Raw genomic sequence first — 12,816 nt, 5'->3', positions numbered from 1 at the left:
CCGGGCATCCCCGCTTGAATCCCCGCTTTGCGCCCCCTTCTTCAGGCGCGCGAACCCTTTTCTTTTTCTGACCAGGAGACACCTGCCATGACATCTGCCTTCCCGAGTCGCCCCGCGCGCCACTTCCTGCAACACATCATGCGCCTCGTCGCGCTGACGCTGGCCTTTGCGCTGCTGGCCGCATTCAGCTTCGACGCCGGGGCCGCGCGCCTGGGCGGCGGCCGCTCGGCGGGCCGCCAGTCCAGCCAGGTCACCCAGCGCGAAGCGGCCCGCCAGCAGCCAGCCGTGCCCGGCCAGCAGCAGGCTGGTCAGCAGCCGCGCCGCCAGTGGGGCGGCCTGCTGGGCGGCCTGGCCGCTGGCCTGGGCCTGGCCTGGCTGGCCAACGCCCTGGGGCTGGGCGAAGGCTTTGCCAATGTGCTGCTCATTGCCCTGCTCGTCATGGCGGGCATGGCCGTGCTGCGCATGCGGCGCGGCAGCGCAGCCCAGGCCGCAGGCGGCCCCGCCTGGCCAGCGGCCAACTCCTACAACCCGGCCAAGGTAGGCAACGATGCCAGCGCCCGCCCGTGGGAGCGCGCGGCCACGACCGCAGGCGGCTCCATGATCGGCTCGGCCCTTTCCGGCCCGCAAGGCTGGGGCATTCCTGCCGGCTTTGATATTGCGGGCTTTACCGAAGCGGCGCGGCGCAATTTCATCTCGCTTCAGGCCGCCTGGGACAAGGGCGACGAAGCCGCCTTGCGCGCCATGATGACCGATGAAATGCTGGCCGAAACCCGCGCCCGCCTGGCCGAGCGCGGCGGCCAGCCCAGCCAGACCGTGGTCAACATGCTGCAAGCGCAGCTGCTGGGCATTGAGGAGCTGCCTGCCGAATACATGGCCAGCGTCGAATTCAGCGGCCTTATCACCGAAGACGGCAACGGCCCCAGCCCATTTCGCGAAGCCTGGAACATGACCAAGCCCAAAACCGGCCCTGGCGGCTGGCTGGTGGCGGGCATCCAGCCTTTGTCCTGAAAACCGGCTTACGGAAACCCACCCCCCTTCGGGCGCGGCCTGGCAGGCGGGGCCAGGCGCGCTTTTGCATCCACGGACAGGCTTTGAGCAGGCTCTCAGCCCCGCTCCGGGAAATCAGGCGGCTCGATGCCCCGCTCCTTGCCGCCGCCCAGCTGCCACCAGTCCACATGGCGGGTGCCCAGCATCAGCGCAGCCAGCATGGCGAACACGAGTAGCGCGCCCAGCAAGAGGGCGTTGTTTTCAGAAGCCAGCAGCCCATACAGCGCCGCGTAGAGCACGGCCACGTAAGCCGCCAGCGCCCCGCCGCGCTGCGCGCCGCCCAGCACGGCGCTGAAATACAGGCCCAGCAGCGCCACGCTGGCTGCCGCCGCGCCCGCGTAGGCCCAGGCGAAGGCCATTTTTTCCGACAGCGCCAGCAGCAGCAAGAAGAACACGGCGATCGACAGCCCCACCAGCCCGTACTGCACGGGGTGCAGGCGCAGGCGCTTGAACAGCTCCACCATGAAAGCGGCCATGATGACCAGCGCGATGAACAGGCCGCCGTACTTGGCCGCACGCTCGCTCATGGAATACACGTTCACGGGCTGCGTCAGCGTGACATCAAAAGTTTCCAGCCGCTCCAGGTTCGCCGCTTTTTCCTGCTTGAGCGCTGCGGCCAGCTGGGCGCGCGCCTGCGTGGTCAGGGAAGAGATGCGCCAGTGCGCCTCAAAGCCCGTATCGCTCACCGTGCGTTCAGCCGCCAGAAAGCGCCCGCCAAAGCCCGGGTGCGGCCAAGACGATGAAAGCTGCGCCGTGGTGTCCTCGCCCAGCGGAGCCACGGCCAGATGGCTTTGGCCGGCCAGCGTCATATCCAGCACGTAGGGCAGCGCCTGCCCTTGCTGCCAGGTATCCAGCGCCTGGCCCGACAGCGCCGCCTGCACGCTGCCAGCGGCCAGCGCGGATTGCGCCGCGGCCCGGGGCAGCCCGCGCTCCAGCGTCAGCGCCTGCCCGGCGGCTTCAAGCTGCGGCGCGCCTTCCAGCCCGCGCAAATCAGACATGGACAGCACCAGCACCGGCGCGCCAGCTTCGCCGCCCACTTCAATTTGCGAGCCTTCCACGCTATGCGGCAGGCTGTCCACGTCAAACGGGGGAATTTCGCCCTGCACCTTGGCCGTCAGCCGGTAGAAAGGCACTTTGAAAATGCCCCGGTAGCGCTCTTGCGTGGCCAGCGTGCCCTGCATCGTTTGCGTTTTGGGGAACACGATGGCCACGTCCTGCCGCTGGCGCAACTCTTCGCCCGTGATCTGGCCCTTGTCATCGCGCACCGGCTCGCGCCAGCGCTCCACATAAGGCACCAGCAGATAAGGCGCGGCCAGCGTCTGCGCGCCCACGTGGGTTTGCGCCAGCTCTTCAGCGGCGCTGCGCTGGCTGTCGCCGCGCTCGCGAATCAGCCCCAGAATTTCGCTCAGCGGAATGCACAGCACAAGCCACAGCACAAAGAGCAAAGCGGTTTTGGCCAGCAGCGAATCGCGCCAGGCCGTCAGGCGCAAGGTCATGTTTTTTTCCTTTTCTGGTTCAAATGAGAGAGCCTGCCTGCCATCTGGCCGCGAGGGCAACAGCGCGGAAATCGGGATGGGCCGCAAGGCGAAAGCCGCAGACGGGCCTGACTGTCCGCAGACCGCCCGGGGCCGCGTTTTTTGCATCTGAGCTCGTGCCGCTTCTAGTCGTGGACGTTTGGGAGCACGCATATTACATCGACGAGTACAATGCGCGCCCGAAATATCTGGAGAAATTCTACGCAGGCATCAACTGGGAGTTCGTCTCAAGCGCCTACGAATGGGCTAAAAAAGAGGGTCTCGGCTCGGTGAAATTTTATATCGACGAGCTTCACGGCAGAGATTAAATTTAAAATTTAAGCGCATGCGGCGAGGCGATGCTACACAAAGCCAAAACCGCCTAAACGCGCTGCAGGTTCGTTGCGGACGATAACCGCCGCGGCGCTTGCTGCACGCGACCGATCGCTTAAAATTTTAATTCAAAGCTAGCGGTTAAATTTTAAGGGCTTTTCTTGAGATTAGCCGCAGCAATACCACTTTTCAATCTATCTTTTAAATTTAATAAAATTCCATCAAGACTCGGGCGCTAAATTTAATCAAAATTTTAGCCCAAAATCATCCAAAGCCCGATCGCACACATCAGCACCGAGCAGAAAATTTCGAGGTATTTCAGATGTGTTTTCAGAAGATTTTTTAGCACCGCTCCGCCCAGCGCGTAGATGCTAAGGCAGATACTTTCGCTTACGCACAGCGTGGCGACGAGGGCGAAGGTGCGCGCGCCGAAAAGATTGTCCGCGTCCAAAAACGGCGGAAAGAGCGCGGTGAAAAATATCCACGCCTTGGGGTTTGAGACTGCGACTACGAAGCCTTGTAGGAAGATATTTTCGCTGCGCTTTTGTTTTTGCAGCTTAAAATTTCCGCGCGCTAAAAAGGTCGCGACGCCCAGATAAAAAATATACGCGCCGCCTAAAATTTTAATCGCGCTAAGCGCCGCAGGGTGCGCAAGCAGAATGCCCGCGACGCCGAATATACACGCAAGCGCCACGAGCGTGACGCCCAGCACCTGCGCGAGTAGCGCGGGCAGCGCCTTAAGATAGCCGCGCGCGATGCCGAGATTTAGCGCGTAGGTCATGTTGATGCCCGGCATCAGCGATATCGGAAAGATCGTAAGAAAAAACAGAAGCATTGCAAACCCCTAAATTGCAGCTAAATTTTAAATTTATCGCGAGCCTGTCGCGGAAATTTTATGTCGCGGCGGCGAATGAAATTTTAAAATTCCGCCGCGTCTTTTTGCGATTATCATCACAAAACAGATGGCAAACAGACTCGACAAAGACCGCGATGATCGCGCCGTTTTGCGCGGAGGCGATGAAATTCGCCTTCACGCCAGCCGCACGCAGGCTTTGTACGGCGGGCCGCTTCACATTGCCTTCAAACCACCCGCCTTCAAGGGCCGCCCGCGCGGTGCAGGGCATGCCCAATTCCACTCCTTCGCCTCTACAGACCCAAAGCCTGAATTTGCTCCTTAATCAATAGCAATATGTCCTAGTAAAAAGAGCGCGGGAGCCGTTTTTCGGGGTCATGAATTTGCTCCTGTTTTGATGCCTGCATGCCTTTCTGGAAGCCTGCTCAAGACCAGAAATCGATTTTTTACCCTCAAGATTATTCCCTGCCCCATGCAAACCGTATAACCTGCCTTGCGGCATCAACCGTTGCTTCAACATTCAACGGAACAATGCACCTCGGCGTTGCGTGCCCGACATTCAAGTTATACACAATCGGCAAATCCGGCTTGTTTATTTCGCTTATCAAGAGGCGCTTGTATTCTTCATAATGCACCTCATTCATTGGCTTTCCGGCAAGAACGCCATTTGCAACTTCAAAAATGCCGGCCGCTTTCAATGTTTGCAGCATCTTTTGATAGATTTCAGGTTTGGCGCACTCTTCGCTTGATTCCAGAAGCAGTATTTTGCCACGCCAGTCATCAACACTCGGGAAAATATCATACTGGCGGCACAGGGCAGGGCTGTCATCATGGCGGGTATTGTCAAACATATCATATATTGTTTCAATGCAACCGCCCAGGATTTTGCCGGAGAATACGGCATTGCCTTGCAACAATTCAAATCCGCGATTCGGATGCCGCACCCGTTTGACGCCAATTTGCGATTCATCAAATGCCGTGCGTTCACCATACCAGACATCGCTCGGGCGTATCTCTTGTATTGTGCCGGTTGCGAGCAATTCCTCAAAATACTTCCGCGAATAGGGCAGCATTTCATCTTCAAGCTCGCACACATCTGACAAAAATGACTGGCCATAAAACGTATGGATGCCTGCTTTATGCAGCATGAAATGATTCACCGTCGCATCGGAAAAGCCGAGAAAAATCTTTTGGCTATTTCTGGCTGCATGCAGCAATTCATCATGTCCAAACAAATGCGGCAGCAGCCGGTAGGTGTCATCTCCGCCAATGGCGCACAGTATCATGTCGACAGACGGATCACGAAAAGCATCCAGCAAATCCTGCGCGCGGGCTTCGGGATGGCGTTTGAGAAACTCGATGCCCTTGCAGGCATTCGCAGCGGCAACCACTTCTATTCCGTATGAACGCAAACGCCTGAAGCCTATTTCTTTCTCGTGCTTCACAAACGGTTCGCCAAGCAAGCCCAGCGAAGGGCTGACAATAGCGATCTTTTTTACCCTCACAGGTTTTCTCCCAATATTTCTTCAACATGCAGGGATTTCTTTTGTCTGCGGCAAACCCCTTAATATCAGCCTCGGCGCTTGCAGGAATTAAAATGGCTTTACTGTTACCATCTGGATGATAAGGTTTAACAGTGAGGGGCCGCGAATCGGCATGGGCTGCAAAGCGCAGACCAGCCTGACTGTCTGCAACACGGCAGCCCCGCCCAATACCACCCACGCTTTTTGCGCCCGCGCACAGACTTTGAACCGGCCCCGAACGCCGCCGCTACACCCGCTCCCTGCTTCGCTCATGCCTGCCCCAACCTCTTTCGTCCGCCGCCGCTGGCTCCGCGTTCTTGCCTGCGCGGCCGCCATCCTGGCCGCCCTGCCGCTCATGGCCTGGGCGCTGCTGCGCGCCGCGCTCGCCCCGCAGGCGGGGGAATGGGCCGTCACCCTCGGCAGCGGCCCCTGGGCCATACGCGCCAGCGCCGTGCAACTGGCCTGGCTGGGCACCTCTCCCTGGCTCGGCCCGCAGCTTGACGGCCTGCAACTGCGCACCCGCTACGGCCCGCTGGATATCGCCTGGCTGCCCGCCCGGGGCAAGGGCTTGAACGAAGCGCCCATCCTCATCCTGCACTGCGAGCCTTGCGCACTGCCCCTGCCTGCCGCAGGCCGGCCTGCCCATGCCCTGCGCCTGCCCGCCGTCCAGCTTGCCCTCATGCGCGACCGCGTGCAGCACCTGCGCGGCACCCTCATGCTCGGCGCCAACCCGCTTACCGCGCCGCCCGCGTCAGGCAGCCTGCCCGCCAGCCCGCAGCCGCCCCTGATCACCCTGTGGTGGCAGGCCGACCGCGCCCCGGAACAAGACGGCCGGGGCTGGCTGCTGCGCCTGCACGGCCCCGCCATTCCCGTGCAGGACTGGCTGGCCTTGCTGGGCGCGCCCGGCAGCGGCAAAACCAGCGGCACCCTGGCCCTGGACGCCGAACTGCCCATGCCCGGCCCCGCCAGCGCCTGGCGCGTGCGCTGGCGGCACGACGGCCCCTCGCCCTTGCCCGTGCGGGCCTTTCCCGCCTTTTTGCAGACCTGGCTGACCCGCCCGGCCAGCGCCCCGCCCAGCCTTCCCGCCCCAGCCCTGCCCGCTGGCGAAGACGACGACGCCGGCAGCGCCCCCGCGTAAGCGCCTGCACGCAATCTGTCCGCGAGTGCGGAAAGCGCAGATTGGGGCGCGGCCTCGGCCCACGCGCTTTTTTGCCCGCCAGTGCGGGGGATTGGCCCATCAAAAGCAGGAGCAAATTCAAGAGGCCGAAAACAGCGTTTGCGCACATTCCACCAGGACATAACGCTATGAATACGGGAGCGAACTGAAGGCAGCTTTCCCTTTTCCGCCAGCGCGGGCGTTCCGTTCGTCAGGAACAGACGAGGCAGGGGCGGGAGCGCTCTTCGCGCAGGCCGCGCCGGAGCTTGCGGCGTTGTTTCGTCTTGATGGCCGGGGCAGGCCGCTTCAAGCAAGACGCCGCCTGCATGCACATCAGAAAAAGGAGCGAATTCAAGAGCATAAAAACGGCTCTTTCGCCCGCAGCACCAGGACATCATGCTATGAATCAAGGAGCTGAACTGGCCCCTTGTCAAGCCCTCTGCCCGCGCCCTCAGAACCGGTTCAGAGTCTGACCGTGAGAGCAAAAGCGCGGGCCGGGATGGGCGGCAGGCAGCGCTTGCGGCCCGGCAGGGCGGCTGCAAGGCCCCAAAGCGCCCAAGGCCGCGCTTGTCGCTCCCTCAGGCGAACTTTGAGCCGGTTTTCAGTGCGGCAGCGTGCCTTGCACGCCCTCGGCCAGCCAGTTCATTTCCATGATTTGCTGATCCGTGAGCGTTTGCCCGGCGGGCAGCACTTCGCGGCCCGTGTTGTCGCGCAAGGGGCCGGCAAAAGGGTGCAGGCGGCCTGCGGCCATGTCGGCCTGGCGGGCAAGCACCTGCTTTTGCACGGCTTCGGGCACGCGCGGGCCGAAGTGGCCCACGCTGACCATGCCGTCTTTCACGCCGCCCCACAGGCGCTGGCTTTGCCATGTGCCGTCCAGCACGGCTTGCAGGCGGCGCGTTTCGTAGTCGCCCCACTGGTGCGTCACAGCCAGCAGCTGCGCATCGGGCGCGGCCATGCGCATGTCGGAGTGGTAGGCCACGGCGAGCTTGCCGCGCTCCTGGGCGGCGGCCATCACGGCGGTCGAGCCGGTGTGAAAGGCCAGCACATCGGCGCCCTGGTTGATGAGCGTCATGGCCGCATCGCGCTCGCGCGGCGGGTTGAACCATTCGTTCAGCCACACCACCTTGACGCGCGCCTTGGGCGCGACGCTGCGCAGGCCCTGCGCGAAGGCGTTGATGCCTTGCAGCACTTCAGGAATGGGAAAGCCGGCCACATAGCCGATTTGCCCGCTTTCGCTCATGCGGCCCGCCGCAATGCCGGCCAGATAGCGCCCTTCGTAAAAGCGGGCATTGGCCACGGCCACATTGGGCGCGGTTTGCAGGCAGGTCAGGCACTCGAATTTCACGCCGGGAAACTCCGCCGCCACCTTCATCACGGGCTGCATGTAGCCAAAGCTGGTGGTGAAGATGACGCGCTTGCCTTGCCGCGCCAGATCGCGCAGCACGCGCTCGGCATCGGCGGCGTTTTCGGGCACATCAGGCACGGCGCTGGTTTGCACGCGCCCGCCCAGCGCGCGCTCGGCTTGCAGGCGGGCCTGATCGTGCTGGCGCGTCCAGCCCGCAGGCGGCACCACCGACATGTAAACCCAGGCGGCTTGCAGCGGCGCGCTTTCGGACGCGCTTTCGGGCGCGTTTGCGGGCTGGGCCAAGGCGGGTTGAGCCAGGGCAGACTGGGAAGCAGCGGCCAGCACAAGGCAGGCAACTGCGCAAGCCCGCGCAGAAAAGGCAGCCGCACGTGCCAGCGCAGAAAGGGAAAGCGCCGCGCGTGCCCTCGCAGAATGCGAAATCGCCGCGCGTTCCCTCGCGGCGGGGAGGTTTTTGTACATGGTTGTCCTCGACATGGCCCCGGATGAAATGAAAACCGCGCGCCAGCCGGGGCAAAGCTGGCGCGCGGGCGGCGGCGATTGTAGGCAGGCGGCGCTTTTGATGCCTTTTGCTTTCACGCACCGCAAAACCGCACGGCCTCGAAACCGCGCTGAAAAATGCACTCCACCGTCCGTGCGCTGATGGCTCCTTGGGCTGCAAGGCCCCGCAGCCAGCCAGCCGCCGTACCATCGCGGCCCTTTTCCTGACGCTCCCGCTGCCGCATGCAAGCCACGCCGCCTCTTTCTTTTCTCTGGCACGACTACGAAACCTTCGGGGCCAATCCGCGCCGCGACCGGCCGGCGCAGTTCGCCGCCATCCGCACCGATGCCGATCTGAACGAAACGGGCGAGCCGCTCATGCTGTACTGCCGCCCTGCGGCAGACGCGCTGCCCGAGCCTGAAAGCTGCCTGATCACCGGCATCACCCCGCAGCTTTGCGCGCAGCGCGGCCTGCCGGAGAGCGAATTTGCCGCCCGCGTGAACGCCGCGCTGGCCGAGCCGGGCACCGTGGGCGTGGGTTACAACAGCATCCGCTTTGACGACGAAGTCACGCGCCATCTGCTCTGGCGCAACCTCATCGACCCCTATGCGCGCGAATGGCAAAACGGCAATGGCCGCTGGGATTTGCTCGACGTGGCCCGCTGCGCCCACGCCCTGCGCCCCGAAGGCGTGCAGTGGCCCACGGGCGAAGACGGCCTGCCCAGCTTCAAGCTCGAACACCTGAGCGCCGCCAACGGCCTGGCGCATGAAGCCGCGCACGACGCCCTGTCCGACGTGCGCGCCACCCTTGCCCTGGCCCGCCTCATCCGCCAAAGCCAGCCGCGCCTTTTTGACTTCTGCCTGGCCCTGCGCAGCAAAGAGCGCGTGGCGCAAGAGATGGGCCTGCCCGCTGCCGTGGCCTCGGCGCGGCCCTTCCTGCACGTCAGCGGCATGTTCGGCGCGGCGCGCGGCTGCATCGCCCTCATGGCCCCGCTGGCCATGCACCCGGCCAACAAAAACGAAGTGCTGGCCTGGGACTTGATGCACGACCCCGCCGAGCTGGCCGCCCTCACGCCCGAGCAAGCCCGCCAGCGCCTGTTCACCCCCGCGCAAGAGCTGCCCGAAGGCACGCCGCGCCTGCCCATCAAGGGCGTGCACCTGAACAAGGCGCCCGTCGTCATCGCCGCCCTCAAAACCCTGCGGCCCGAACAGGCGCGGCAATGGGGCATCGACTTTGCCCAGGCCCAAACCCATCTGGAGCGCCTGCGCGCCCTGCCGGACTTGAGCGCGCTGTGGCAGCAGGTCTATGCTCGCCCCGAAACAACCGCCGCCGTGGATGTGGACGAAGACCTTTATGGCGGCTTCACAAGCCGCGACGACCGCCGCCGCCTGGACGAGCTGCGCCGCGCCTTCAAGCCCGGCAGCAGCGAGCCGCCCCGCCTGCCCGGCTTTGACGACGCGCGCCTGCACGAGCTGGTCTGGCGCTGGCGCGCCCGCAACCGCCCCGAAAGCCTCACGCCCGACGAGCAGCGCCGCTGGCGCGAACACTGCCAGGCCCGCCTGCTGCACGGCGCGGGCGGCGCGCTCACCCTGCAAAGCTACTTCGACCGCATCGACGCGCTGGCGCAAGCGCGCGAAGACGAACGCTCGCAAGACATCCTCGGCGCGCTCTACGAATGGGGCGAAATGCTGGGCGAAGGGCTGGATGAAGCGGCCTGACCAGCGCAGCCCGCACCGGTTGTCTTTGCTTTCAGCGCATCCAGCGAGTTCACCGCAGCGAACGCCACCGCCTGCGCCAGCCCGAAATGCTTGTGTCCGCAGGCAATCTTGAGGCGTTCATCCCGGCGCAGGTTTTTGTTCGCCGTACTGAACTTGGTCTCCGCCACAAAAAACACGCGCGCGCCGTTCTGAAACACCACTGCCCAATCCGGGTTGTAAGTGCCCAGCGGCGTATCTATCCTGAAGCGGCCCGGCAGCTTGAAGAAAAAGCGCACGCGCTCATCCAGTGCGCAGTCGCGGGCAAAGTCGCTTTCCACCTGGCTGTCGCTGATGACGCAGTCAAACGGCGCGGCTGCCGCATCTGTATTCAGCGGCTGCGCCTGCATCAGCGTTTTGCTCAAAGGCGGCGCGTTTGTGTCACCCGCTGGCGGATACACGCTGCTCGAAAAAACCTCTACCGGATCAAACAGCGTCATTTCATATTGACTATCCACCTTGTGATATTGAATGCCTTGCACCTGCAATTCATTCAAAGTATCTTTCAGGGCCGCCACTGTCATATCCAGAAACGCTTGCGGATTCACCATCAATTCATCCAGCCGCCCGCACCGGTCAAGAATGGAAAACAAGCTGGCGCGGCTCATGTGAACACGCTCCTGAATATAGGCATACACATCCGGCACTATCACAGGCAAATCCGCATCCCTTCCATTCACGCCGCAGGCCACGCCCGCCACGCCCGCTTCATTCATCACGATTTTCCCCCGGCTGGCCTGCACGCCCGGCCTGGCCACCGGCGGATATTGCTGCCGGTCAGACAAAGCCTTCACGCATTCGTCAATCAGCTTTCTTGAATCAAGCTCTACGCTGTAGCGCGTCTGGTAATTGATTTTCTGCCAGATGGCTTCAAACAACGCCTGCTCTTTGGCATCGAGCAATTTGCGCTTTACGCACGCCTTCTTGCGGGCATTTTGTATGCGCCCCTCAAAATGAATGCCGGTATCTTCTTCAATTTCGGCCTGCAAGGCGCTGGCAAAGCTCTCATAGCTTTCGTTGGCGATGACGGTCAGTATATTGATGGCCTTGTCCTGCACGCGCGCGCCATTTGCATTCACGCAAAGGCGCAGGCCACGGCCTATTTCCTGGCGTTTTTTCAGCGCGCTTTGCGTTTCATTCAGCGTGCAAATCTGAAACACATTGGGATTGTCCCAGCCTTCACGCAGCGCCGAATGGCTGAAAATGAATTGCAGCGGCTCATCCGGCGAAAGCAGCCGCTCCTTGTCGCGCATGATGAGCGCGTAGGTGTCGTCATCTTTCGCGGTATTGCCGCCCGTGTCTTTCCACTCGGTGCGCGCCTGGCTGCCTCTGCCTTTTTTGTCGCCTGAAAAATAACCGCCATGCACCTGGCCGGCATCATGCGCAATCAGGCCCTGATATTGCGGCATGGCGGCATGACGGGCAAATATTTCCTCAAACCACTGCGCAAATGGGCCGGGTTTCTGCCCGTTTTCATCGTACTGGCGGTAATTGGCCACCTTGTCAATGAAAAACAGGCTCAAAACCTTGATACCCAAAGGCTTCAGCTTCTTCAGCTTTGCAAAATGCGCCGCCACGGTGCGCTCGATCTGGTAGCGCATCACCTCGTCTTTCAGCGCGTCTTGCCGCTCGCCCAGGCGCAGCACGCGTCCGCCGGAAAATTCAATTTCATCCCCGCGAATATCGTTCAGTTTATAGCCTTCACGGTACGCCTCGCGCCCGTTTGATTTTTCATGCAAATCATCGCCAGGCCGAATGCGTATTTCCTTGCGCAGCACGCCGCTTTTGCCATTCACATCCATGCGCACGCGCGCGTTCATGCTTTTGGCGCCTGCGCCGATTTCCAGCAGCTCGATATACGCCTGATTATGGCCGTCATGGCCCGTTACGCCATCCACTTCAATCTGCTTGACCAGCCCCATGTCATAAGCCTGAACAGGGCCTAGCGAATACAGCAGGTTGTATGTGTTTCTATGCGTGGCCGAATAACGCAGCGTGCAAAGCGGATTCAAATCCAGCAGGGCCTGCCGGCGAATGTCCGTCTCAAAATTCTGCGGTTCATCCACAATCACGATGGGCCGCACGGAGCGGATATATTCAATGGGCGCAAAGGCGCGCTCGCCCTGCTGCCTGATCTTGTTGCCATCCTTGGTGAAACTGTCGATATTGATCACCAGCATACTCAATGCGTCGCCTTGCGCGAAGTGGCGCAAATCATTCAGGCGGCCACTGTCATAAAGCATATGCACGCAAGGCACATGGCCATAATCTTGCGCGAAATGATCGCGCGTGACGGCCAGGTTTTTCATGGCGCCTTCGCGTATGGCCACGCTGGGCGTCACGATCACGAATTTCCTGAAACCGTATACCTTGTTCAGCTCGTAAATGGTCTTGATGAAGGTGTAGGTTTTGCCCGTGCCGGTTTCCATTTCCAGCGTGAAATGGGGGCAAAACCATTCTGTTTTTCCTTCATTTCTGCGATCAGCCGCCAGCTTTTCAATCACGGGCATGGGTTTCCGGCCCTGTTTTTCCTGCTCTTCCGCCATTGCCCTTTGTATTTTTTGCACGTTCTGCGAAATCTGTTCTTCCGTCAGCAAAAGCTGGTTGGCAATGCTGCCATCGGGCGCATATTCCACGCTGCCTGAAGTCTGTTGCAGGCGAAAGCCGGGGCTGCTGATAGGCTGGCCTTCAAAAGCCTGAACCACAGCGTTCACGGCGCGGGTTTGATAATCCTGCGGCGTGAATTGCAAACGCAAGCCACCCGGCAGAGTCGCTTTGTTTTCATTCATGGC

The 12,816-nt window shown here is 61.6% G+C and carries 9 protein-coding genes and 1 pseudogene; 4 read left to right on the top strand and 6 right to left on the bottom strand.

Annotated features, from left to right (window positions below):
• Positions 1–87: 87 nt before the first annotated feature.
• Positions 88–1,008, top strand: a complete 921-nt coding sequence (locus ADJ79_RS05190; protein WP_371256927.1) for a Tim44 domain-containing protein — start codon at positions 88–90, stop codon at positions 1,006–1,008.
• 95 nt (positions 1,009–1,103) lie between these two features.
• Here ADJ79_RS05190 and creD read toward each other — a convergent pair whose 3' ends face one another.
• On the bottom strand, positions 1,104–2,543 hold the full coding sequence (gene creD / locus ADJ79_RS05185) for a cell envelope integrity protein CreD (protein ID WP_050715071.1): 1,440 nt from the start codon (positions 2,541–2,543) through the stop codon (positions 1,104–1,106).
• A gap of 23 nt (positions 2,544–2,566) precedes the next feature.
• Between creD and ADJ79_RS15425 the strand changes: the two are divergent.
• Positions 2,567–2,821, top strand: a pseudogene (locus ADJ79_RS15425) (Fe-Mn family superoxide dismutase); the annotation flags it as partial.
• A 326-nt stretch (positions 2,822–3,147) separates the two neighbouring features.
• Here the strand turns inward: ADJ79_RS15425 and ADJ79_RS05175 are convergent.
• The 3 genes from ADJ79_RS05175 to ADJ79_RS05165 form a co-directional block, all read right to left on the bottom strand.
• Complete coding sequence (locus ADJ79_RS05175; RefSeq protein ID WP_050715070.1) at positions 3,148–3,729, bottom strand: LysE family translocator; 582 nt, start codon at positions 3,727–3,729, stop codon at positions 3,148–3,150.
• 58 nt (positions 3,730–3,787) lie between these two features.
• Positions 3,788–4,018 (bottom strand): hypothetical protein, encoded by a 231-nt coding sequence (locus tag ADJ79_RS05170; RefSeq protein WP_050715069.1) that lies wholly within the window; start codon positions 4,016–4,018, stop codon positions 3,788–3,790.
• A 187-nt stretch (positions 4,019–4,205) separates the two neighbouring features.
• On the bottom strand, positions 4,206–5,252 hold the full coding sequence (locus ADJ79_RS05165; protein WP_050715068.1) for a S66 peptidase family protein: 1,047 nt from the start codon (positions 5,250–5,252) through the stop codon (positions 4,206–4,208).
• A 289-nt stretch (positions 5,253–5,541) separates the two neighbouring features.
• Between ADJ79_RS05165 and ADJ79_RS05160 the strand changes: the two genes are divergently transcribed.
• Positions 5,542–6,408: a hypothetical protein gene (locus ADJ79_RS05160; RefSeq protein WP_050715067.1), complete on the top strand. Its 867-nt coding sequence runs from the start codon at positions 5,542–5,544 to the stop codon at positions 6,406–6,408.
• Positions 6,409–7,027: 619 nt separating this feature from the next.
• Here ADJ79_RS05160 and ADJ79_RS05155 read toward each other — a convergent pair.
• Positions 7,028–8,116, bottom strand: coding sequence for a BMP family ABC transporter substrate-binding protein (locus tag ADJ79_RS05155; RefSeq protein WP_050715066.1), 1,089 nt, complete (start codon positions 8,114–8,116; stop codon positions 7,028–7,030).
• 396 nt (positions 8,117–8,512) lie between these two features.
• On the opposite strand from ADJ79_RS05155, the gene sbcB reads away from it, so the two are divergent.
• A complete protein-coding gene (gene sbcB / locus ADJ79_RS05150) occupies positions 8,513–9,988 on the top strand; it encodes an exodeoxyribonuclease I (RefSeq protein ID WP_050715065.1) in 1,476 nt (491 codons plus the stop codon).
• On the opposite strand, the gene ADJ79_RS05145 is transcribed toward sbcB, so the two are convergent.
• Positions 9,940–12,813, bottom strand: a complete 2,874-nt coding sequence (locus ADJ79_RS05145; protein ID WP_216597154.1) for a DEAD/DEAH box helicase family protein — start codon at positions 12,811–12,813, stop codon at positions 9,940–9,942. The genes sbcB and ADJ79_RS05145 overlap by 49 nt on opposite strands.
• Positions 12,814–12,816 lie beyond the last annotated feature (3 nt).

The sequence above is a fragment of the Ottowia sp. oral taxon 894 genome, assembly GCF_001262075.1.
Taxonomy (GTDB): Bacteria; Pseudomonadota; Gammaproteobacteria; order Burkholderiales; family Burkholderiaceae_C; genus Ottowia; species Ottowia massiliensis.
The sequence above is the reverse complement of the archived record's forward strand: the minus strand, read 5'-3'. Positions and strand labels throughout refer to the sequence as shown.

What these genes read in the sequence shown, in the direction of transcription:
- ADJ79_RS05160 (WP_050715067.1), top strand. Translation starts at nt 5,542, where the DNA reads ATGCCTGCCCCAACCTCTTTCGTCCGCCGCCGCTGGCTCCGCGTTCTT.
- sbcB (WP_050715065.1), top strand. Translation starts at nt 8,513, where the DNA reads ATGCAAGCCACGCCGCCTCTTTCTTTTCTCTGGCACGACTACGAAACC.
- creD (WP_050715071.1), bottom strand. Translation starts at nt 2,543, where the DNA reads ATGACCTTGCGCCTGACGGCCTGGCGCGATTCGCTGCTGGCCAAAACC.
- ADJ79_RS05190 (WP_371256927.1), top strand. Translation starts at nt 88, where the DNA reads ATGACATCTGCCTTCCCGAGTCGCCCCGCGCGCCACTTCCTGCAACAC.
- ADJ79_RS05175 (WP_050715070.1), bottom strand. Translation starts at nt 3,729, where the DNA reads ATGCTTCTGTTTTTTCTTACGATCTTTCCGATATCGCTGATGCCGGGC.
- ADJ79_RS05145 (WP_216597154.1), bottom strand. Translation starts at nt 12,813, where the DNA reads ATGAATGAAAACAAAGCGACTCTGCCGGGTGGCTTGCGTTTGCAATTC.
- ADJ79_RS05170 (WP_050715069.1), bottom strand. Translation starts at nt 4,018, where the DNA reads ATGCCCTGCACCGCGCGGGCGGCCCTTGAAGGCGGGTGGTTTGAAGGC.